26 protein-coding genes, 1 tRNA gene and 1 riboswitch are annotated in these 22225 nt (G+C 45.4%); of the genes, 11 read left to right on the top strand and 16 right to left on the bottom strand.

Annotated features, from left to right (window positions below):
* Window position 1: 1 nt before the first annotated feature.
* The 10 genes from H141_RS0111420 to H141_RS0111375 form a co-directional block, all read right to left on the bottom strand.
* Window positions 2–1108, bottom strand: coding sequence for a flagellar basal body P-ring protein FlgI (locus H141_RS0111420; protein WP_019676402.1), 1107 nt, complete (start codon window positions 1106–1108; stop codon window positions 2–4).
* Window positions 1109–1203: 95 nt separating this feature from the next.
* On the bottom strand, window positions 1204–1890 hold the full coding sequence (flgH, locus tag H141_RS0111415) for a flagellar basal body L-ring protein FlgH (RefSeq protein WP_019676401.1): 687 nt from the start codon (window positions 1888–1890) through the stop codon (window positions 1204–1206).
* A gap of 11 nt (window positions 1891–1901) precedes the next feature.
* Window positions 1902–2690, bottom strand: coding sequence for a flagellar basal-body rod protein FlgG (gene flgG, locus H141_RS0111410; protein WP_019676400.1), 789 nt, complete (start codon window positions 2688–2690; stop codon window positions 1902–1904).
* A gap of 38 nt (window positions 2691–2728) precedes the next feature.
* A complete protein-coding gene (flgF, locus tag H141_RS0111405; RefSeq protein ID WP_019676399.1) occupies window positions 2729–3475 on the bottom strand; it encodes a flagellar basal-body rod protein FlgF in 747 nt (248 codons plus the stop codon).
* Window positions 3476–3601: 126 nt separating this feature from the next.
* On the bottom strand, window positions 3602–4957 hold the full coding sequence (gene flgE / locus H141_RS0111400; protein ID WP_019676398.1) for a flagellar hook protein FlgE: 1356 nt from the start codon (window positions 4955–4957) through the stop codon (window positions 3602–3604).
* 25 nt (window positions 4958–4982) lie between these two features.
* Entirely contained in the window at window positions 4983–5666 is a 684-nt protein-coding gene (locus H141_RS0111395) for a flagellar hook assembly protein FlgD (RefSeq protein ID WP_019676397.1), read from the bottom strand.
* A 13-nt stretch (window positions 5667–5679) separates the two neighbouring features.
* Window positions 5680–6099 carry a flagellar basal body rod protein FlgC gene (gene flgC, locus H141_RS0111390; protein ID WP_019676396.1) on the bottom strand — a complete coding sequence of 140 codons (420 nt, stop codon included), beginning with the start codon at window positions 6097–6099 and terminating at the stop codon, window positions 5680–5682.
* 2 nt (window positions 6100–6101) lie between these two features.
* On the bottom strand, window positions 6102–6503 hold the full coding sequence (gene flgB / locus H141_RS0111385; RefSeq protein WP_019676395.1) for a flagellar basal body rod protein FlgB: 402 nt from the start codon (window positions 6501–6503) through the stop codon (window positions 6102–6104).
* Window positions 6504–6574: 71 nt separating this feature from the next.
* The gene (locus H141_RS0111380) at window positions 6575–7408 is read right to left on the bottom strand and encodes a CheR family methyltransferase (protein ID WP_019676394.1); all 834 of its coding nucleotides are present in this window, start codon (window positions 7406–7408) and stop codon (window positions 6575–6577) included.
* Between the two features lie 16 nt (window positions 7409–7424).
* A complete protein-coding gene (locus H141_RS0111375) occupies window positions 7425–8354 on the bottom strand; it encodes a chemotaxis protein CheV (protein WP_019676393.1) in 930 nt (309 codons plus the stop codon).
* A gap of 192 nt (window positions 8355–8546) precedes the next feature.
* Here H141_RS0111375 and flgA point away from each other — a divergent pair, with 192 nt between their 5' ends.
* The 3 genes from flgA to flgN all read left to right on the top strand — a co-directional run bounded on the left by flgA (window position 8547) and on the right by flgN (window position 10101).
* A complete protein-coding gene (gene flgA / locus H141_RS0111370) occupies window positions 8547–9257 on the top strand; it encodes a flagellar basal body P-ring formation chaperone FlgA (protein ID WP_019676392.1) in 711 nt (236 codons plus the stop codon).
* Window positions 9258–9334: 77 nt separating this feature from the next.
* A complete protein-coding gene (flgM, locus tag H141_RS0111365; RefSeq protein WP_019676391.1) occupies window positions 9335–9667 on the top strand; it encodes a flagellar biosynthesis anti-sigma factor FlgM in 333 nt (110 codons plus the stop codon).
* Complete coding sequence (gene flgN, locus H141_RS0111360) at window positions 9667–10101, top strand: flagellar export chaperone FlgN (RefSeq protein ID WP_019676390.1); 435 nt, start codon at window positions 9667–9669, stop codon at window positions 10099–10101. Before flgM ends, flgN begins: the two co-directional genes overlap by 1 nt.
* 31 nt (window positions 10102–10132) lie before the next feature.
* Here the strand turns inward: flgN and H141_RS0111355 are convergent, their stop codons facing one another.
* Window positions 10133–10588, bottom strand: coding sequence for an LPP20 family lipoprotein (locus H141_RS0111355; RefSeq protein ID WP_019676389.1), 456 nt, complete (start codon window positions 10586–10588; stop codon window positions 10133–10135).
* A gap of 206 nt (window positions 10589–10794) precedes the next feature.
* Here H141_RS0111355 and H141_RS0111350 point away from each other — a divergent pair, with 206 nt between their 5' ends.
* The 3 genes from H141_RS0111350 (at window position 10795) to H141_RS0111340 (ending at window position 13538) form a co-directional block, all read left to right on the top strand.
* Window positions 10795–11928: a flagellar assembly protein T N-terminal domain-containing protein gene (locus H141_RS0111350; protein WP_026349406.1), complete on the top strand. Its 1134-nt coding sequence runs from the start codon at window positions 10795–10797 to the stop codon at window positions 11926–11928.
* Window positions 11929–12027: 99 nt separating this feature from the next.
* A tRNA-Arg gene (locus H141_RS0111345) sits at window positions 12028–12102 on the top strand.
* A 194-nt stretch (window positions 12103–12296) separates the two neighbouring features.
* Complete coding sequence (locus H141_RS0111340) at window positions 12297–13538, top strand: integrase domain-containing protein (protein ID WP_026349405.1); 1242 nt, start codon at window positions 12297–12299, stop codon at window positions 13536–13538.
* Here the strand turns inward: H141_RS0111340 and H141_RS0111335 are convergent.
* A complete protein-coding gene (locus H141_RS0111335; protein WP_019676386.1) occupies window positions 13535–13915 on the bottom strand; it encodes a hypothetical protein in 381 nt (126 codons plus the stop codon). The genes H141_RS0111340 and H141_RS0111335 overlap by 4 nt on opposite strands.
* A 362-nt stretch (window positions 13916–14277) precedes the next feature.
* Between H141_RS0111335 and H141_RS0111330 the strand changes: the two genes are divergently transcribed.
* Window positions 14278–15519 carry a tyrosine-type recombinase/integrase gene (locus H141_RS0111330; RefSeq protein ID WP_026349404.1) on the top strand — a complete coding sequence of 414 codons (1242 nt, stop codon included), beginning with the start codon at window positions 14278–14280 and terminating at the stop codon, window positions 15517–15519.
* A 206-nt stretch (window positions 15520–15725) separates the two neighbouring features.
* Entirely contained in the window at window positions 15726–15911 is a 186-nt protein-coding gene (locus H141_RS22100; protein WP_019676384.1) for a helix-turn-helix transcriptional regulator, read from the top strand.
* A gap of 51 nt (window positions 15912–15962) precedes the next feature.
* Here the strand turns inward: H141_RS22100 and H141_RS20940 are convergent, their stop codons facing one another.
* Together H141_RS20940 and H141_RS0111315 are read right to left on the bottom strand one after the other, a co-directional pair.
* Complete coding sequence (locus tag H141_RS20940) at window positions 15963–16643, bottom strand: hypothetical protein (RefSeq protein ID WP_019676383.1); 681 nt, start codon at window positions 16641–16643, stop codon at window positions 15963–15965.
* Window positions 16644–16646: 3 nt separating this feature from the next.
* The gene (locus tag H141_RS0111315) at window positions 16647–18524 is read right to left on the bottom strand and encodes a Calx-beta domain-containing protein (protein ID WP_169337173.1); all 1878 of its coding nucleotides are present in this window, start codon (window positions 18522–18524) and stop codon (window positions 16647–16649) included.
* Between the two features lie 58 nt (window positions 18525–18582).
* Window positions 18583–18669, bottom strand: a riboswitch (cyclic di-GMP riboswitch).
* Window positions 18670–18737: 68 nt separating this feature from the next.
* On the opposite strand from H141_RS0111315, the gene H141_RS0111310 reads away from it, so the two are divergent.
* The gene (locus H141_RS0111310; RefSeq protein WP_019676381.1) at window positions 18738–19307 is read left to right on the top strand and encodes a 3'-5' exonuclease; all 570 of its coding nucleotides are present in this window, start codon (window positions 18738–18740) and stop codon (window positions 19305–19307) included.
* A 25-nt stretch (window positions 19308–19332) separates the two neighbouring features.
* Here H141_RS0111310 and H141_RS0111305 read toward each other — a convergent pair whose 3' ends face one another.
* The gene (locus H141_RS0111305; protein ID WP_019676380.1) at window positions 19333–19599 is read right to left on the bottom strand and encodes a helix-turn-helix domain-containing protein; all 267 of its coding nucleotides are present in this window, start codon (window positions 19597–19599) and stop codon (window positions 19333–19335) included.
* A gap of 133 nt (window positions 19600–19732) precedes the next feature.
* Here H141_RS0111305 and H141_RS0111300 point away from each other — a divergent pair, with 133 nt between their 5' ends.
* Both H141_RS0111300 and H141_RS0111295 read left to right on the top strand, forming a co-directional pair.
* Window positions 19733–20491 (top strand): metallophosphoesterase, encoded by a 759-nt coding sequence (locus H141_RS0111300; RefSeq protein ID WP_033425500.1) that lies wholly within the window; start codon window positions 19733–19735, stop codon window positions 20489–20491.
* 512 nt (window positions 20492–21003) lie between these two features.
* Window positions 21004–21744, top strand: coding sequence for a hypothetical protein (locus H141_RS0111295; RefSeq protein ID WP_157610871.1), 741 nt, complete (start codon window positions 21004–21006; stop codon window positions 21742–21744).
* 259 nt (window positions 21745–22003) lie between these two features.
* Here H141_RS0111295 and H141_RS20180 read toward each other — a convergent pair.
* The coding region (locus tag H141_RS20180) for a transposase (protein ID WP_019676377.1) at window positions 22004–22225 on the bottom strand (222 nt) is incomplete at its 5' end.

The raw sequence follows: 22225 nt of genomic DNA, 5'->3' as shown, positions 1-22225 counted from the left end.
GTTAAATCACCACCAGCTCGCCATGAATGGCACCCGCTTCTTTTAATGCTTCTAAAATGGCCATTAAATCGCCCGGTGCTGCACCCACCGCATTAACGGTGCGCACTAAATCATCCAGGGTGACGCCAGGGTCGAATTTAAACATCCGTGAGTTTTCCCGAGTGACATCGATAATGGTATTTTCTTCAATTGCTGTTACCCCTTCGCCAAACGGATTGGGCTGGACCACCTGCGGGTTCTCGGCAATAGTAACCGTTAAGCCACCATGAGTAACAGCCGCCGGAAACAGCCTGACATCTTTACCAATAACGATGGTCCCGGTTCGCGAATTAATAATAATTTTGGCAGAGTGATCGGCGGGTGCAAATTCCAGGTTTTCCAGGGTCGACAAATAAGACACCCGCTGGGACATATCACGCGGTGCCCTTACCTGCACTGATGCTGCATCCTGAGAATAGGCGGTGTCAGGACCAATAAACTGATTAATTACCTCAGCCAGCCGCTTTGAGGTGGTAAAGTCGGCCTGTTTTAAATTAAAGGTAATAAAATCGCCATTGCCAAACGGCGAAATAACTTCACGTTCTACCATAGCACCATTTGGGATGCGGCCAACGGTTGGCGTATTAACCAGAATGCGCGAGCCGTCCAGGCCCTCGGCGCCCAGACCACTGACAATTAAGCTGCCCTGAGCAATGGCATAAACATTACCATCCAGGCCGGTTAAAAAGGTTTGCAGTAAGGTACCGCCTCGCAAACTTTTGGCACTGCCGACAGACGACACCGTAATATCTATGGTCTGGCCCGGCTTGGCAAACGCCGGTAATTCAGCATGAACAGCGACTGCAGCCACGTTTTTAATCTGGCTACGCTGCCCGGCCGGCATATTAATGCCGAAATTCGCCAGCATGGTACGAAAACTTTGCTCAGTAAACGGGCTTTGCTCGCCGGTGCCGGGTAACCCTACCACCAGGCCATAACCTACTAATTGGTTGGCCCTTACGCCGTCTATATCAGCGACATCTTTGATCCGGGCTGCCTGTACTGGCCCTATTATCAGCAATAGGGGCAGCAGCAATACCAGGTACCCTAGCCATTTTATCCGGAACATAGTCTTACCTCTGAAAAATACCACCGCGAAAGTCTCAAAATAGCTGTTTAAATTCGTCTTTTAAAATGGCCGCATTACCAGAATGGCCATATTTCTTAAAATGGCCACAAGGGGCCATTAAAGAACCGGCTTAACCAGCCCGGTGACTGACCAAAGTGGTGCGCGCCGGTGCCACTGTATTCAATCCGGGCATTGGCTATTTTGTTTGATTCAACAGTATTGTTAACGTCCACATCCTGCGGCCTGATAATGCCGGTTAAGCGGATATACTCTTTACCGGTGTTCAGGGTTAACCACTTTTCACCACGGATAACTAAATTGCCGTTAGTCATGACCTGCAACACATTGACAGAAATATCACCAACCAGGCTATTGCTCTGATCGGCCTTGGCATCACCGGTAAATTCCGAAGTAGAATTAGCACCGAACTGCAATACATTACCGGCCACAGACACAGCACGGCCGCCCAACCCAATCATCGGATCGATAGTAACGCTGCTGTCTTTGCCTGATTCGGTTTTTGCCTGTTTTGATGCCTGAGTACGCTCACGCAGCACCACAGTTATAATATCGCCCTCATGCCGGGCTTTGTTGTCTGAATACAAGCTGTTGGAGTGCTGCTGTGCAAACAACGAACCCGTTTTTAACACCGGCCGCGGTGCAGGCTCAGGCGGAATTGGCGAATAATATGGATCATCAGCAAACGGCTGCTGTGTGGCCGCGCAAGCAGACAATAATACTGCTGCAAATACCGCGAATAACACCGACGAAAAAGTGCGCATAACGCCTCCGCTTATAATTGCTGAATAGCAAAGCCCAGCATCTGATCCACTGAGGAAATAACTTTCGAATTCATCTCGTAAACCCGCTGTGACTCAATCAGACTGACCAGCTCCTCAGTAACATTAACGTTTGAGGTTTCCAGTGAGCCCTGCACAATAATACCCAAGCCTTCCAGGCCAGGAATACCTTGTACCGGGTCGCCACTTACCGCGGTTTCTTTAAATAAGTTCTGGCCAGTCGGCTCTAAACCTGCCGGATTAATAAAATTGGTTACTGTTAACTGGCCAAGAATAGCGTTATCGACCTGACCGGCCAGCCGCACTGATACTTCGCCATCCTGCGATACTGTGATACTGGTGGCATCTGGTGGAATAACAATATTGGGCTGCACCTGAAAGCCAGCGCCAGAGGTCACCAGATTACCTTCACCGTCAACGGTGAACTGGCCATTACGAGTATAAGAAGTGGTGCCATCAGGCATTAGTACTTCAAAAAAACCATGGCCCTGGATCATCATGTCCAAACTGTTTTCAGTGGTAAGCATATTACCCTGGGTAAAGTTTTTCTGAGTTGCGACCACTTTGGTACCAGCACCAATCATTAAACCATTAGGCAACTCTGAGTTTTGTGAAGAGCGGCCGCCAGGCTGATTGACGTTTTGATACAACAGATCTTCAAATACCGCCCGGCTTTTTTTAAAACCAACTGTGCTGGCATTAGCCAGGTTATTTGAAATAACCGAAATATCACGCTGCTTCGCATCTAAACCGGTTTTACTTATCCACAGAGCTGGATGCATCTGCTACCTCCCGGGGCTGTCGCCCATTAATCAGTTAACTAGCCCATGATCCGCAGCAAGGCGTTCTGCTGGCGGTCCATATCTTCGGCACTTTTCATCATTTTCACCTGGAGCTCAAACTGACGCTGCAGGCTTATCATATGAGTCATTTCGCCCACGGCATTGACGTTGCTACCTTCGTAGGCTCCATGTAACAAGCTGACGTTTACATCTGCCACGGCTAACTGGCCATCTTTACGCCGGAACAAACCGTCGGTACCTTTAGTGAGATCTGCGTAGACAGGGTTTACCAGTTTAATCCGCCCCACTTCTTCCAGAGCATTTGCAGGCGCCCCTTGAGGCAACGCACTAATAGTACCGTCCTGACCAATTTCTAATTTAGCCAGCGGAACCGGCAGCTGAATAGGCCCACCATCACCAATAACGGCCCGGCCATTAGCTGTTTCTAGCATGCCCGTCGGGCTAAGCTGTAAATTGCCAGCCCTGGTATAAGCCTCGTTACCATCTGCGTCCTGCACGGCAAACCAGCCGTCACCCTGAATAGCAATATCCAGCTCGCGATCAGAAATGATCATTGGCCCGGCGTCAAAGTTTTGACCTGGCTGTTCAGTCATCGCGAATACCCGACTGGGCAATCCCTCACCAAACGCCTGCATGGCACGAGCCTGCTCAAAATCGGATTTAAAGCCAACCGTATTGCTGTTAGCCAGGTTATTTGCCCGCACACTGATGCCGTGCATATTCTCTTTGGCACCACTCATGGCGATATATAGCAAATGGTCCATAACGCGCTCCGTTAAACGTTTATACTAATCTGAAGCAAATTTGATGCCAGTTAGGTTCAAGGTGAAAAACCTCATAAAAAAACACCACCCGAAGGTGGTGTTTTAAGCGTTTTAAGCCGGGTTAGCTTAACGGATCTGTAGCACTGTTTGTTGCAGGGTACTGTTAACTTCAAGAGCCCTTGAGTTTGCCTGGAAATTACGCTGAGCGCTGATTAAATCAACCAGTTCAGTAGTCAGGTTTACGTTAGACTGCTCCAGTGCTGAGGCGTTAACAGCTCCAAAAGTACCGGTGTTACCCTGGCCGCCTATTGGCTCCCCCGAGGTTAAACTTTGCTTCCAGGAGGTATTACCCACCTGTTTTAAACCTTGCACGTTGGCAAAGCGCACCAGCGTAACCTGTGCCAGATAGGACGAGTCGCCATTGCTATAGGTAGCAAGAACACGACCGAACGAGTCGATATCGACTCCGGTTAAGTTACCAACAGTGGTGCCATCCTGACTTAAGTTATTAACATCAAAGCCAGAAGCATACTGGGTTGGCGTGCGGGTGCCCGAGGCATCGCGGAAATTCACAACAACATTGTTAGAGAATTGCGCACCGTTCGTCAGATAGCCGTTAAGCGGGTCATTCAGATCTGCGAGCGGCAATGAAACTGTAGGCACTGGTACTAATGGAACGAAATTACCACTGGAGTCAAACTCGATATTGTCACCAATGAAGTAAGAGTCAGGATTACGGGTTGCCGGTGCAACCGGTGGTGGCACGTTTGGGTTTGCGGTATTGTCATCCCAAACAACAAAAGTTTGCCATTCACTATTGGCTGGTGGCAGCGTATCAAGTTTACGAAAATAAGTTGTTACTATGTGTGACTCACCCAAACTGTCATAAACTGTGACTGACGTTGAGTGATTATAAGATGCCCGATCGGTTGGGTCGAAAGCTAATGCAGGAGCAGGCGGAACAACTCTGGAATCAACGTTCATGCTAAGAAAAATATTATTGGTTGCTCTGGGCGCCCCGGCAGATGTCGGAATAGCAATAGGCGAAGAGGTACTTAAACTCACTGAGCTGTTTTCTCCGGTGACCGGGTCTACCGTAAAACCCTGCAAAAAGTTGCCTCTGTTATCAACAATAAAATTGTCTTTATTAAGTTTAAACGCACCAGAGCGGGTGTAGGTTAAATCCTGTGACTGCAAATCGGGTGTTGTGGCGAAAAAACCCTCTCCGGTTATCGCTAAATCCAGCGAATTATTGGTAAATTGCAACGAGCCCTGATTAAACTGCTGCGCCACTGTTGAAGTTGCCACACCGTCGCCAACTTTAGTGCGCCCGGACGAGAAAATGGATGTTGCATAGACATCAGCAAACTCTGCCCGCGACTCTTTAAAGCCGGTCGTATTAACGTTAGCAATATTATTTGCTGTAGTGTCCAGATCTTTCTGGGCTGCTGCCAGACCGCTTAATGCTATTTGAAAACTCATAAATCACCTCACCTTAAACGGTTGTTTAACCGTAAGAAACTTCCAGAACATCAGTTAATTTTACTGCCCCTAACCCAACCAGGTTAAGCGTAATTCCTTTGCCATTACCTGCCAGGCTTACACTGGATACCGGCGTAAACACATGCACCGGTATTGACTCATTTTCGCCGGCAAAACTGGCTTCTACCTTAATTTTATAAACACCGGGTGGCATCGGCTCACCATTAGCGTCAGTGCCATCCCAGACAAATTCATTTTTGCCCAGTGCCGGACTGTTAACATCAAAATTAGTAACCAGCTCGCCGTTGGCTTTTTCAATTCGTACCCGCATATTGTCAGCGGGCCGGTCCAGGTTAATATGGCCGCGGGATAGGGTTTCACCGGTAAATACAATTTCATCTGACTGAGTTAGCACACTGCGGCCAACCAGCGACGAAGCCTGTAACGCCTGGTTAGAAGTCATGCTCTCAGCAAAGCCTTTGAAACTGTCATTTAGCGTACCAATACCATCTGCCATGGTAAAATTGGTCATTTGCGCAATCATCTGATCATTCTCCACCGGTTTGGTGGGGTCCTGATAAGCTAGTTGCTGGGTCAACAAGGCAAAAAAATCAGACTGGGTCAGCGCGCCGTTATTTTTTTCCGGCACTTTATTGCCGTTTTCCCAGTACATGCCATCCAGCGCCGGGTTATTGTTAATAGTACTCATTTGCTATTCCTTATTAACTCTGACCCATCCGCAAGGTGCGCATGATCATTTGTTTTGCAGCATCTGCAGTTTGGACGTTGGTTTCATAAGAGCGGGATGCAGAGATCATATTCGCCATCTCTTCCATAATGTTGACATTTGGCTTGTAGATATAGCCATTTTCATCCGCCAGCGGGTGGTTAGGCGCATATTCCACATTTAGCGGCGCATCAGACTCTACAATCCCCAGCACCTTAACCCCGGCGCTGTCTCCCTGCTCTCGCCTCGCCTTGGAAAGCTCTGCGGCAAATACCGGATGCCGGCCGCGGTAAGTTTCTTCAACACTACTGCTGACGCTATTGGCGTTAGCAATGTTACTGGCGGTGGTATTCATTCGTACCGACTGAGCGGTCATGCCGCTACCGGCAATATCAAATACTTTTGAAATGCTCATAATTATTGCCCCGAGCCGGTCAGCGCTTTTTTCAACCCTGAAATCCGACTATTAAGGAAAGTTAAACTGGTCTGATACTCCAGGTTGTTTTGCATAACAGCATTGCGTTCACGATGAATATCAACGCTGTTGCCATCACCTGTGTCAGGTTGGTCCGGGTTACGGAATAAGGTGTCTTTGCGCAGAGTAGAGGCAATATGAAAATGTTGTTCGTGAGTACGACTGGGATCTTGACCCTGGCGGGACTTAGCTATCTGTAACGCCTGCTGAAAATCGACATCCTTAGCTTTATAGCCAGGGGTATCAGCGTTAGCAATATTTTCGGCCAACACTTCAGAGCGTTTTTCACGAATTAATAAGGCATGTGGGTGCATACCAAATGCTTTTTCAAAACTGATTGCCATTTTTTTGCCACCTTAGCTGGAACTATGGCAAATCAAATGCAAAACACAGGCCAGTTTTTCAGCAGCTGAGGTTAAACCTTTTTACGGTAAATAATGCCGGGATTACAGCGTAACATTTCAAAATCATTATTAACGCTGGAAATAGATTCAGAGGCGCCTAAAAACAAGTAGCCTCTGGGGTTAAGTGATTGGGCAAACTGTTTAATAATTTTTGCTTTTAAATCGGGAGAGAAGTAGATAAGTACGTTACGGCAAAAAATAATATCGAATTTGCCTAATAAGGTATAGCTGTCAAGCAGGTTAAGATGACGAAAGTTAACGTTTTTACGGACATAATCTTTTACCCGCATCATGCCATTACCACTTTCTTCGAAAAACCGGCTACGTCGCTCAGGTGATAAGCCTCTGGATAGCGCCAAGCCGTCATACTCTGCCCGCTGACAATGCTCAAGCATGGTATTAGAGATATCAGTACCCAGAATATTTAAACCCAGACTAAATGCCCCTGGCCTGCTTTGCTGATATTCCAACCCGGTCATGGCAATAGAATAAGGTTCTTGTCCCGACGAGCTGGCCGCCGACCAGATTTTCAGAGTACGGCAACTTTTTTCCAGCTCCGGCAAAATTTGTTTTTTCAATAACTCGTAAGGATAAGTATCGCGAAACCACAAGGTCTCGTTAGTGGTCATCGCATCAATCACAGCAGCTCGTAGCTGGCGCTCGAAAGGGCTTAACGTTTTACTAACCAGCTCAGACAAGGTGGCAATATTAAACCGGTGCATCAATGGCCCAAGCCGGCTTTTTACCAGGTACTGCTTGTTGTCACCGAGCACAATACCGCATTGCTGCTCGAGAAAATCCCGAAACAGTTTATATTCGCCTTCCTGTAGCTCTTTATTGGTCACAACTCGCCCTTAGCACTTATTCTGCATGCAGCCACTTTTGCACCGATTCTGCCAGTTCATCTGGGTTAAATTTTGCTATGAAGTCGTTAGCCCCAACCTTCTTAACCATTTGTTGATTAAATACCCCGCTTAACGAGGTATGCAAAATAACATGCAGGTTTTTCAGTTGCGGATCAAGCCTTATCTCAGCTGTAAGGGTGTAACCATCCATCTCTGGCATTTCAATATCAGAAATCAGTAAACCTACTTTTTCAGTTACTGACACTTCGCACTCTTTGGCTACCTGTTGCAAGTAGTTAAGCGCTTCACGACCATTATGAACCAGGTGCATTTTCACGCCCAGCCCTTCCAACGCTTTTTTTACCTGGTTACGTGCCACTGTTGAATCGTCAGCGATTAAAATCAGTCTGTCTCCCAGATCAGCGCTTATGGTTGCCGTATCCACCCCACTGCTTATTATCGTTGGCGAGGGGGAGATTTCTTCCAAAATTTTCTCTACATCGAGAATTTCAATCAGTTCTTTGTCAATTTCCGTTACCGCTGTCAGATAACTTTGTTTGCCGCCGGTGCCTTTTGGTGGCGGCATTATCGCTGCCCAGTTAATATTAATGATGCGATCGACAGAACTCACCAGAAAGCCCTGCACCGAACGATTATACTCGGCAATAATAATAAAGGCGGTACTGAGATCTGCGACCGGCTTACCACCGGTTGCCAGGCTTAAATCGATAACTGAAATAGTCTGGCCCCGGATATGGGCAATACCCCTGACATATTTATTTTGCCGGGGAATAACGGTTAATGGTGGGCATTGTAATACTTCACGTACTTTGAAGACGTTTATGCCATAACGTTGCCGGCCAGCTAGCTTAAACATCAGTAATTCCAGCCGGTTCTGACCGACTAGCTGGGTACGCTGATTGACGGAATCTAATATGCTGGCCATTTGCCACTCCTGTTACTACATTCTGGCGCTATAATTGCAGCAACGTATGTGGCAATTAAACAACTACACAGCCAGAGTAAATTGCTCATAGCACTTAACCGGATAATCTGGTTTTATGCCCGCGCAATATTTTAATTTTCGTTACACCGGCAATAGTATAACTGTTAGCCAATAAAGCATAGCTGAAACCATATGAACAAGTACGATAAATTTTATGCCATTTTCTTTATCTCATTATTTTTAATCAGTAATATGGGTTGGGCTGGGCAATCTGGCATACCAGAGTACAGCCCACAGCAACTGACTGAAATGACTGAGCAATGGCTACAGCAAGAACTTGGGATGTCTGCAGACACTAGGATTGAGCTAAGCATAGTACCACTGGATAATCGGATAGGTAATAAATTATGTGCCGGCGAACCTGAATTCAGCCGGCCACAAAATAGTAATGCCCGCCAGTTTACCGTCAATATCAGTTGCAGCCAGCCAGGTACGTGGCAGTTATACATACCAGTGAAGGTAACCGAAATGGTTGAAGCCTTAACGGTGCGTCAAAATATTGCTACAGGTACTGTGATAACAGCCGATATGTTACAACTGGCAGATAAAGAGCGGCGTTTTGTGCGTGGTAATCTGGTAAGCGACCCACGTCAGATTGTTGGCGCGCGCAGTAAAAGAGCACTGAATAATGGTCAGCTAATCACGATGCAGGATCTTTGCCTTGTCTGTCGTGGGGATGTTGTTACAATACTGATCGATAACAGCGGCCTTAGTGTATCAGCCAGTGGTATTGCAGATCAGGATGGTACGCTTGGCGACACCATAGCAGTGCAGAATCAGCAGTCTGGCAGAAAAATTCAGACTGAGGTGGTTGCTGTTAATCAAGTAAGAGTAAAATTTTAAAAAATAAACTAAAGTTTTTTAAAGCTCAGCCGTTAACCTGAACATAGGGAACTGGTTTAAGGTAAAGAGGTTCTATCATGGCTATAAATATCAATAACCTGCAGAATACATCTCAGGTAAAAAATGACAAAGTTGAGCAGAGTACACAGCGGCAGCAGGCTACTGTGCAACAAAATGCAACTCAACAGGCAACCCAACAAGGTGCTGCGCAGCGCCAGGACTCGGTATCTATAACACCACAGGCCAAGCAATTTAATAAATTGCAGGAAAAAGCTAATGCGGCCAGTGGTGTCGACCAGGAAAAGGTTGATAAAATTAAGCAGGCTATCGCAGAAGGCAAGTATCAAGTGAATGTTGAACAGCTTGCCCGGCGGATTATGCAATTTGAAGGTGATTTGTTTAAAGAATAATGAACAGCCAATTTGAACCTCTCAGCTCCCTGCTACAACAACAGCAAGCGCAATTGGATGCGCTTTTGTTGTTATTACGGCAAGAACTTGCCGCTCTTGCCGCACGCGACATTGACTCCATTAATAGTATTACCATTGATAAGCAAAACCTGCTGACCGAAATTCAGGCGACCGACACTAACATTGCTGGCAGTGAATTGCTGGACATAGCCAGAACTGAGAGTTGGTTTAAGCAGCAGATTACCCAGCTCGAAGCAGCATTAGCAGCCTGTAAACAACAAAATGATGTGAATAAACTTACCCTTGAACAAAGCCAGCTTACCTTGCAGCGCCTGAAAACAGAGCTGTTGTCAGCAAGGGGCAAGTCGGGCTTAACCTATACCAGTAAAGGCAAACCCACTGTTAACAATATGGGAAAGGGTATCAAAGCCTGAGCCAGTCTCCTGGCAGTTTAACCCATGCTTTTTAGTAGTAATGAATGCTTTTAATGGTCTGGCGCGGATAGACGTTTTGGTATAAGTGATATACCTGCTCAAAATCCAGCTCTAACTCCGTTATATAAGCATCATCCAGGGCATAGGTTTTCACAACTCTGGCTCCGCGTATCACCCCCTGCACCGATGTCCCAAACTGATCATTAGCCGCAACCATTGATCTGATACTGTTACTGCTGTCAATTCTTTGACCATACACCTGCTCAGCAAGCTCGCGATAGGCTTCCAGTTTCGATGCCCGCATCGCCAGTAATATTTTCTGGCTATCAGAACCACCGGGTTGCAACGAGATCGGCGCCATACCCACAGCGTGTAGGAGCGGAAAAGCCTCAGGCTTAACCGACGCATACTCAATATGCTTATCAAAAATCTGGCTGCAACTGCTAAGCAGTAGTGCAGAAAATGTGATAAAAACTAATTTCATCATAATGCATCCATAGTCAGGACCTAACCTGAATTTATTTCTGTAATTTTTAGCGTTTCATAGCAGCAATTCTCTAGCAAATTCTGCGCCACCTTCATTAGGCCATGTCAGCGTTTAGCTTCAGCATGATGCTGGCCTGAATTAAACAAAGGCACAGTTTTTGCTACAGATAATAAATGAAGATTATCTCAACTCAGTGTTGGCGACCTATGAAACTACGACTACTAGCCACTGCCTGCTGCGCCCTGTTACTTAGTGCTCCTGTTAGTGCCAATTGGTACGAGATGACAGGCCAGGCATTAATAGAGCAAGGCGATATTGCTAAAGCTAAGCAAACTGCGATAGCTGATGCGCTGGAACGGGCCGCTTTATTTGCCGGCGTCCAGGTAAGCAGCCAGCAAAAATTGGTTGCCGGGGTTATGCAGCAGCATCAGCTCACTCTTGATAGCAGTTCAGAAATTCGTGAAATTCGCTTACTTAGCGAAAACTACGGCAATAACTATGTTACCGTAACCTTGCAAGCGGAAATCTTACCGCAACAGCAAAGTTGTCATGGCAGCCAACAAAAAAAACCACTATTGCTGGCTCAGGTTGAACTGGGTGCCAGGCGTGACGCTGTCCACGGCCAGTTATTTGAGCTGGATAAGAACGCTACGGCCCAACTATCACGTCATCTGCAGGATTACAGCCCGGCGATTGTAGTCAGTGCAGTTGATTACAGTTTAAAACCCGAGCTGATGACTGACAGCATTAACCGCCAGTTGTTTACCGACGGCCAGCAGTTTGCATTAATTAGCAAGATTACTGATTTGTCGCTGGGCAAGCGAACCAGCCGATTCTGGCAGGATGAACACTTTGAGCGCTACTTTGCTCTGGATGTTACCCTGATAGATTTATTTAACAATCAACTGGTGTTTCAACAACAATACCGCACGCAGGCCCAGTGGCACAGCGAGTTAGCTGTTGCCGGCAGCCATAGCCAGCTATTCTGGCAGCAACCTTATGGCCAGAAAATTGATACGGTTTTAAAAGCAGTCGCCAAAGACATTCAGCAGCGCACCCACTGCCAGGGGCTACTGGCACAGGTAAGCCATATTGACCAGCATCAGGTGGCCATAGACAAAGGTGCTCGTCAGGGTTTACAGTTGGGCGATAGCGTAACCGTGATGCAAATCCAGCGATTTGCCGGTAAAGATGGTCTGGAAAAGCTGCATAAAAGCCCGGTTAATCTTAAAATAACTGAAATCAGCAGCGATAATGCCTGGGCTAGTGCTGGCTCCCCCACCTTGTTAAGTCATTTACAAATTGGCGATCTGATAAGTATCAAAACTTCAGGCTTATAAGCCATGGCACAGCGATAAAACAACTGAACAACACCCTGTTTAGCCGTTCACTTAAGCCATTTATTCTGTTAAACTTTCGCGCGTTATTACCCGCGCGTTTGCCCTATAGTTAAATGGATATAACGGCCCCCTCCTAAGGGGCAGTTGCAGGTTCGATTCCTGCTGGGGCAGCCATAAGACAGTACAACCCGGTCTTATATGGTCTGAACCTCCTGAAAAAACCTTTAAATATCAAGCTTTAGCCTTAGTTTTGGTCTTAATGGGTCCAATCCGGTCCAAAGAGAATTTCTCTTTTTGACACCACAGATGACACCACAGACCTAAAACTGCAAAAGCTGTGGTGTCAAAAAGGGTGCTAAGGAGTGGAAATGCCAAAGAAAATCATACCCTTAAGCGACACAATAATTCGTAGCTCAAAGCCTTCTGCTAAACTCTATCTTCTTTACGATGGGGACGGCTTACAAATCAGGATCAGCCCTTCTGGCAGCAAATCTTGGTACCTTAGTTACGTCAGGCCTCTAGTGAAGAAACGCAATAATCTGAAGCTCGGCAACTATCCTGCAATAGGACTTTCTGCTGCCCGAAAAATGGCAGCTAAATACCGGCAACTTTTAGCAGAGAATATTGATCCACAACGCTGGCTGGAGCAGCAAAATAGCCAGGCGTCGGCAGATGCCCTAAATACTTTTCAAAATGCCTGTGAAAAATGGTTTGAGGTGAAGTTTAAAAGTATCAGTCAACGACACGCATTTAATGTTCAGCGTTCTTTCGAGCAACACGTTTTCCCTAAAGCAGGTCACTTACTACTTAAAGACATCAACGCCCAATTGATTATTGAGATCCTGCGCCCACTGGAAAAATCAGAAAAGTTAGAGACGCTTTCCCGGCTTTGCCAACGCATTAACGAGTTAATGACCTGGGCCGTCAACACGGGCTTACTGGAGTTTAACCGTTTAAGCGGCATAAAAGCGGCCTTTAGCTCCCCCAAAAACGAGAACATGAAAACTCTGACGCCAGAGGAGCTGCCAGAATTAATGCAGCGCTTAAGCAGAGCAAGTATTCAATTGTCTACCCGCTGCCTGATCGAGTGGCAATTGCATACGATGGTCAGGCCGGGTGAGGCCGTTAAAGTGCGTTGGCAAGACATTGACTTTGAAGAGGCCATTTGGACTGTTCCGGCAGAGTTTATGAAAAAAAGACGGCCACATCAGGTCCCGCTGTCACTCCAAACCATCGCCTTACTCCAAATCATGCAGCCTATTAGTGGCGAACAAGTTTATGTCTTCCCGTCTGTCAGACACAAAGGCAGTCATATTAATAGAGAAACAGCCAATATGGCGTTAAAACGTATGGGCTTTGCCAATCGTTTAGTTGCCCATGGCATGCGTTCACTGGCCAGTACAATTTTAAATGAAGCCGGCTTTTATGGAGACCTGGTAGAAAGCGCCCTCGCCCACGAAGATAAAAATCAGGTTAGACGGGCATACAACAAAGCCAGTTACTTAAAAGGCCGCAGAGATATGATGCAATGGTGGAGCGACCATATTCAGTCAGCAGCTCAGGGCAATGTCAGCCTGGCCAACATCCCGCTATACAAGCCTGCTGCTTAGCAGGCTTTGGTTAAGGCGTTGTCTAAATCTGCAGCTGATAGGCACTGGATATCGAATTCAAACTCTTTGGCCGGTGCCAGAACCTTTGCGTTAAAAACTGATTGAACATATTCAGTAAATTCAGGCTGTTTATTTTTGCTTAGCTGGTAAACCGTACCTGATGATTGTCGCCATAAAAAGTAGCTGCTAAAGCTCTTTAAATTATCCAAATCATGGGTACCTGATGACAGGCGCCATTCCTCAGGTAAATCCCAACCTGAGAATATTTTATACACTGGAGCACCAAGCTCAGCAGGCGGGGTAATTAATACAACTTGCCAACTATCCGGAGTAACCATTATGGAATTATGGTTTAGCTCGAAATTCGAATCACCCATTAAAATTCACCACATTGCACCCATATATCACGATAATAGCACTATTTTCGTCGAAAATGAAAATCTAGCGGTTATGCAAACTTAATATACACTTCATTTTTTGCATCGTTATTGCTTTTGCCGGAATGCCTCGCGTTCCGGCTCTGCCGCCTTTGGGGTGCGCAGCGCCACAAAGGCGGCCGCGAAAAATAGCAATGATTTTTAACACGAAAAAATAGCCACCATTCTTTTGCCTACTATTCTCGTCAGCCCTTGCCGCCGGCTTATAAATTCAATTGATTTCACAGTTGCAGGTGTCACTTCACTCACCGCAAAATAACTTTCAATTGAATTTAATTTTTGCAAAAAATTGGTGAAATGTAGTGCCGAAAAAAATCCCTCCTTTAAGCGACTTAACCATACGGGCTTGCAAACCTGCTTTGAAAGACATCACTCTATATGATGGTAGTGGTCTGCAACTACGAGTTCTTCCCAGTGGCAGCAAGAACTGGATCTTTCGCTATATGAGGCCCTATCTGAAGACTCACAATAATATCAAATTGGGTAGTTATCCATCGATGGGATTGGCTGAGGCCCGGGAGCGCCGGCAACAATACCGGCAGTTGCTGGCAGCAGGCACGGACCCACAGCGCTGGCTAGAACAACTGAAGTTCAGCGCAGTAAAAGCTGCTAACAGCACCCTTAATTCAATGTTTGAACAGTGGTTCCAGGTAAAATCTAGCAAACTCAGTCAGAAATATGCGTCCAACTTTCGCCGGTCCTTCGAAAATCATTTGCTGCCTACCATAGGCCATCTGCCTATTACGGAAATCACACCAATGCAAATCATAGAGGTGTTAAGACCGTTGGAGAAAGCAGGTAAACTGGAGACCCTTTCCAGGCTTTGTCAGCGTATTAATGAGCTGATGGTGTGGACTCAGAATACAGGTCAACTGGAACACAATCGGTTAGGTGGCATAAAAGAGGCTTTTATCAGCCCTACCAGCACGAGGATGAAAACGATCAAACCACAAGAGTTGCCGTTACTAATGCAACGGCTTTATTCGAGCGATCTTGCGCTGGCAACCCGCTGCGTATTTGAATTTCAATTACATACTATGGTACGCCCTGGCGAAGCAGTTACGGCACGTTGGCAGGACATCGATTTTGCCAATTCAATTTGGAATATTCCGGCCGAATTAATGAAAATGGACCGGCCACATCAGGTACCGCTATCTAAACAGTGCTTAGCCATACTCAGTGTAATGCGAGAATTTAGCAGCGGTGATTATATTTTCCCATCGTTTTATCGGAAAAACCTACACCTGAACCGACAGACAGTTAATAATGCATTACGAAAAATTGGCTATAAAAACAAACTCGTAGCACATGGATTGCGTGCGCTTGCCAGTACGGTGCTCAACGAAAATTCATTTAATCGGGATTGGATTGAAACGTCACTCGCCCATGGCGATGACGATTATATCCGGCGTATTTATAACAACGCAGAATATCTGGCCCATCGTAGAACCATGATGGATTGGTGGAGCGATCATATTGAAACCGCTGCCAATGGCAATCTAAGCACTGTCCATGCCTCTGCGTTACTGAGCCGGGCTAACTGACAAGTATTAACCGCAAATTTAATGACTCTGCCGCCGGCCAACCTCTTAAGCCGAAAGGAATACTAAAATTAAATAATTGTTTTTAAAGGGTTTTCTGTATTAGAAGATTTTACCAAAATACCAACAAATTGAATTGGCTAATTTCATCATTGCGACTGAATTCACCATCACCGAAAATGATTTCAACATAATATGGGGGTATCAAAATGCAGTTATTAAAATTAGTCGACGTGTTGAAAATATTGCTGGTTAGCAAATCACATTGGTATAAAATCCAAGAGCAGCCCGATGCTCCGAAACCAATTAGATTGGGGCCGAAAACCGTTAGGTGGTATCTACGCGATATTGAGCAATGGGTTCAGCTGCAAGCAGGTAAAGATTGGCAGAAATAAATTCTGCCAAAACCTCAATGACACCGTCATTAATAGATAGCAGCCTCTAAATCAGAGTGAGTGCTCGTTATTACGGTATGGTCTGAAAAATGCGGCTACAAACAGAACCACACTGGCGATGATGTTAATCAGTGCACCAAACTGAAATAGCGCAAATATATTCGGGGTATTTCTACCGACCCGGCCATAGCGAAATAGCTCCATAAGATCAGAAACCATATTGTAGTACTGTAAAAATAGCAGTGTAAGGGCAACGCCGGCTAAAACACGGGTGTAGAGCTTTGTTGCTCCACCATAAAAGAGGATTGCCAATACGATAAGCAGAAGGAACGTCAATTTGCCAGTTGCACCAGCAATAAGGCTGACTGAGCCGTAAAGAGGAACCTCAACCACAGAAAAAAACAGTGATATTAAAACTGCCAGTGATGCGAAAAAGCCGAGTTTATTGTGCACGCCATGAGTAAACAGCGCGCTAATTTTCTGCCCGACATCTGAGCTTTGAAAACCGGCAAGTTTGTCGGTCACGTTCCCCATGTTAAGTTGAACAGTACTTTTTATGATAAATATGTCAGAAGCAACTTTATCGCTTGCTACAAAATCTACCTTATCGCCAATACGGGGATTACCACCCGATTTCCAGTCAGCACTGCCGAAATCATATCTGTCGCCACTATCATTTTTGATAATGCCTGTTTTTGTTGTGTCATCATAGTGAAGAACGGTACCTTCCATTTTTTACTTCCTTTCGTTGTGGAATTGATTAGTAAACTTGCGCCGCATTAGCAGCATTACGCCAAACAGAGCGGTAATAAAGCTGAATGAACCACCACTGCTTTCACCAGTATCTGAACCACCGCCTGCACCACCAGAACCGCCTCCCGTGCTTGGTGGCACTTCATCGTCAGTAATGGTAATAGTGGCCGTTGTAGTACCAGCGGTTAACCCCTCGGTTGTGGGGACAATATCTAATGCAAAGGTCCGTGAGCCCTGATAGGTGCTGTTATTGATAATATTAACCATTACCGTGGCTGACTCCTGACCATCGGCAAGAGTCAACTGGGTATCCACAGCGGTGTAGTCAGTACCGGCAATCGCCGTTTGGTTGCGGGTTTTAACGGATACCACAGCTTCACCATCAACACCGTTAGTGCGATTAATGGTTAAAGTCACTGTGCCGGCATTTTCCATCACAGAGTTAGTGCTTTGCGCGAGTGAGACACTACCAATCATGGGCGGATTAGTAGATTGAATGTTGACCTGTATCTGTTCAGTTGAAAGGTTTCCAGCAGTGGCATACATCATTTTTACAGCAAACTGGGTATTAGGGTGCTTACCCTCACGTTCAAGCGCTGTAAACTCAACATCAGCATAAGCCTGATCAGCGGCGAACAAAACTTCCTGCCAGCCAAAGTGGAAATCACGTAGTTCCCAAGCTGTATTGTCAACAGCCATTAAATTGACTGATACCGGCTGAGACAAATCACCAAGCCGTTGCAACTGGAAAGTATGCTTGCCTGAGCCTGAATCAACTACCATGCTGCTCTGAGTGAATTCAAAGTTAGTGCTTACCACAGGCTTATCAGCAACTGCGGCCAAAAGTGGTGCGTTGCTACGAACGGCATCTGAGTTATCAGCTACACCAGCAATGCCGCAAGCGTCACCTTGAACTACAACTTCTGGATCAGAGAAGAATAAGTGCGTTTCACCAGATGCCATCACAGTCCGTTTCTTTAAACTTGAACCCGGCGATAGCTCACCACAAAAATGCGCCTGATGACCTTTTCCATCAAAATCTTCATCAGGGTGGTTTGCACCTAAAACATGACCAACTTCGTGAATTGTAACGCTACCGTACTGCTTCAAATACTTCTCAATGATCTCTTGACCATCACCATTTGCAACCATGCCAGAGACATTTGCAGCGTAATCGTCGTAGGTAGCTGAACCAGAGAAGAAACCACTCAAACCTACGATGCCCGATCCATTAGCACGCGCAGAGCGTAAATAGTGAAACGTATCAACACCACTTCGGCTATACAAATCAAAAGCAGCTTGATAGACCGGCGTATTACAGAACTCTGGCGCAAAATCTAACCAGTCACCGGTAGTGCATTGTGCAATTTCACCGAATTCATCATAAAGGGCATCAGTATTGCCAAGCTCGGGAAGCTGAACGTCTAAAATATGCACGTATGCAACGCGATAGCGAGCATTTACATTGTTTATTTCCATAGCAGCATTCAGTTTATCGAACTGATCTTGTACGCGGTCGTGCATAAACTGCGCACCGTTTTCGATAGGCTTATTATTTTCATCAAATCGAATTGGCGTTGATAAATCATCAATGTATGACGGATGTACGTAAACAATCACATCAATAAAGCTATCTGATGAAGCCGAAAAGTTCATGGTTCGCACAGCGCCATCAGCAAAAGGCGCCGCTTTTTTTGCAAATGCACCATTAAACCGACTTTGGCCGATTTGCTGGAGCACAGGACTGTTAAGTTCATCGTGTCCGCAACTGGCCGAATGTTGATGGGTTTGTGCAAAAACAGTGGCTGAGGTTATCGCCAGAGTAGCCGCTGCTAAGGCAGTTAATTTAAAATTGTGCATATTCAACATTCCGCTAAATTTAAAAAATGAAGCAAAGCGGATGCACGAATTACTTGCGGGGTGCAGCCTGGCAACCATAGGTTTACTACCGTTAGGCCCATAGCTTTGCGTGTACAGTTTTTCAACCGACTTGCCATTGCACAAATCTAAGGAATACTTAGAATATAAGCAAGTAAAATTTCCCGAAAAAGAGCTAATTCTTAATGATGGCTCATGATGATTAACGTTCCTCTATTATTGGAAACGCATTTGAGATTTATAGCCTTTGACCTGGAGTTAACCTGCGAGCGCGACGTGCCGGAATACCCACATCAAATCATTGAAGTTGGCGCCGTTCTTTGTGGTGGGGGAAAAATCATCGACGAATTTCAAAGCTATGTGCAGCCTATGTCAGACTATGAACTGACTCAATTTTGCAGTGAGCTAACGGGCATCACGAAGAAGCAGCTGGCTGACGCACCGACCATCCAGCATGTTGCCGCAACCTTTGGGCAATTTATTAGTGATAGTAAACCTGAGCTGATTATTTCCTGGGGCCAAGGTGACAGGGATATTCTGGCAACAGAGTGCACAGCGGCTGACATCGCGTATCCTCTTAGTGGCTTTGAGTATCAGAACTTCAAAAAGGAGTTTTGCAAACAACGAAAAATTAAACGGGTTGGTCTGAAAACAGCATTGCAAATTTGTGGTATTACCTTGGAAGGCCGGCAACATTCTGCCGTATCGGACGCAGCAAATTTGGCACGGCTTTTCAATTACACACTAAATAATCGAATGAGTTGATGTTATCCGCCGCTAGTTAATTAGTTTAGTTGCTGCCGTGTGCTGCAATAATCTCGGCCAGATCATCCTCTTCGCAGTAGAAATACGCTGTGGGTATCTTTAATATTTTTGCCAGTTTGTGCACAAAATTGTAGTCCGGTGTATGAACCCCATTTTCATACTGACTCATTCGGGCACTGGCTACATGCTCATCCAGGCCAGCAGCGATGCCTAAACTTTCCTGCGTAAGCTTTGCAGCCAATCTTGCAGCTTTCAGGCGTTTAGGTAACGGCAGAACGGATTTGTCAGACATGTTGGCACCAAAGCTAAATCGGTGCCTAAGATTCTCTTAGAAAGCGCGCCACGCTTTATTAAGTAATCCTTAGATTCACTGGGTAAATACCGGTAGTATGAAACGGTTACGCCAACTTTATATAGTGAGCAAAATGAAGCTGCAGTTTTTGAGTGATATCCATCTTGAGTTCGGTGATTTTGAGGTGCCTAGGATAGATGCAGATGTGCTGGTTGTTGCCGGTGATCTGCACACCGGTACCAAAGGCGCTGAATGGCTGCTCGCGCAAAATTTCGATATTCCCGTAATTTACGTATTGGGTAATCATGAATATTACAAACAGACCTACCCTGTTTTACAGGGGAAAATACGTGAGGTATTAGCCGGCTCGTCAGTATACTTTTTAGAAAACCAGTTCGTAGACATTGATGGTGTGCGATTCCATGGCGCGACGTTATGGACCGACTTTGAGATTTTTGGAGACGCCCGGCTAACAGGCTTTGAATGCCAGCAACGGATGAACGATTTCAAGAAAATTAAACGCGCGCCCAATTATTCTAAAATTCGTCCGCAAGACATAGCGGCAATTCATAAACAGTCACTGAATTGGCTTGAAAACTCTTTGGCGCAGTCAACGGTCGCTACCAACGTTGTGGTAAGTCACCATGCTCCCTCCATAAAATCTGTACCTGATGGTGAGCAATCTAATCCGATTATTGGCGCCTACGTTTCAGACCTCGAAGCCACTATGCGGCGCCATAATATTGCACTTTGGGTGCACGGACATATTCATTCCAATGCAGATTATTATGTTCATGGTTGTCGGGTTGTGTGCAATCCGCGAGGATACGCCGGCCATGCCATTAACCCCGATTTTAATGCCGGCGCGGTAGTGATGGTCGCAAATAGTTAAATTGCAGAGTTAGAAAAACTTATTCTCTCTGGACCACTTAATTTGTTAGCAAGGTAAGAAACTTGAACCCTTAGGCACCACAAGCGATGAATCCAGGTTAGTCATAACTGAATCCTGCAAGTTTATAAAGATGATGGGGTAATCTCAGAGGATATTGCTCAAATTGACGATAATTGTGGCAGTCCATTGTTCGAGTAGGGGATCATTAATACAAATCCGGATTTCCAGCATTGATCGCACACCAAGATTAAAACAAGTCAAAATGCCTACTTCATCAATCTCGTAGATACCGTTTTCTCAGATAAAACAGTCACCACTAACATGGCCTTAAGCATCATCAATTGTCTTTATGGGATATGGCTTGACTTTACTACCATAATAATTACTATACGAATAAGGCGGTGGCCTATCGCGGGCGCGGTAAACCCACATACCAATCTCTCAACATACAGCCATAATTGATTCTTAGTGTCAGACATTATGCTATCAGCGCCCAAAAGACTGACTTAAACATGGAATTAATTTTTATGCTTGTATATCCCAAAATGTTAATTTTAGCTCCAAAAGATATCGACGCTAAATTCATCAGTCCCTTGCGTGACAAGACCAAATACAAACTCAATGAATGGCGAAATATATTCGCACAAGCTATTGGTTTTAAGTCATTTATTGAAATGTCGAAACGAGAATCTGTACTGCTCAATATCGATCAAGTTTTAAAAGTCATAGATAGTGAGGCGGACCCTAAACTTCGTAAGTTGATGCTTCAGTCAGCAGCTTGGTATGTGCCATCTCAATATGACAGTTATTTGTGTGTTAATTACTGGGACGACACTGACTACTTTTCATCTACAATATATGAGGATGATGGCAGAGGATTATGGAGTCCCAATGAGAGGTACTTTAGGCTTGGAAAAGTCTGTATCTCTAAAAGCGACAGTGAGAAATTAATCGAAGAACTTAATGACCGGATAGAACATGCTTCCGTCGAAGAGTTGTGCCTTTCAGACTGCATATCAACTTACGATCATGTACAGAGAAGTCATCCGTACGACTACTGGAGTAACAACAATGATCATGAAGGCAGAAAAGCGCTACTAGACTGTAGAACTTTGCCGCAGTTATACGCCGCCGTTTGTGATTTCGCAGGTATTGATGGTGAGGAGTATTTTGCTAGATTTGGTTTTACAATTTCTGATTTTATTGAAGAAATAATGAATGATGAAAATTGCTTAATAGGCCAATTCAGCTGAACTGAGCAAAGGACAGCTATAGAGACATAACCGCCCTACGAAAATGCTTGAACGGCGGTTATAAACGAAAAATAGCTGGAGCTAACTAAAAGTCATCTCACAGTATACACTTCACTATTTACTGTTCTGTTCTTTTTCACAGAACTTTTGAAATCGATCTTCTACTGCGACCTCGTACTTTGGATACTCAGCAAAATGTTTACAGATTAATTCTGGGCATATTCGAGACTATAAAATCTTCTGTGTAAGTGGCTGTTTATCATAACGATACTCGGTCACCGTACATGATCATAAACTGCGTCATGGCAGGCTTCCAATCTCGCAGTGGCATTGTCCACTTTTTAGCAATCTGGTGTAAAGCCAGATACAACAACTTCAGCACTGCATCATCATTCGGGAATGACCTTCTGGTCTTGGTGACCTGACGCAGGCTGGCATTGAGAGATTCGATGGCGTTGGTGGTATAAATGACCTTGCGTAT

This window comes from Arsukibacterium perlucidum DSM 18276 (genome assembly GCF_000382165.1).
GTDB lineage: Bacteria > Pseudomonadota > Gammaproteobacteria > Enterobacterales > Alteromonadaceae > Alishewanella > Alishewanella perlucidum.
This window is presented reverse-complemented; position numbering and strand designations above follow the sequence as displayed.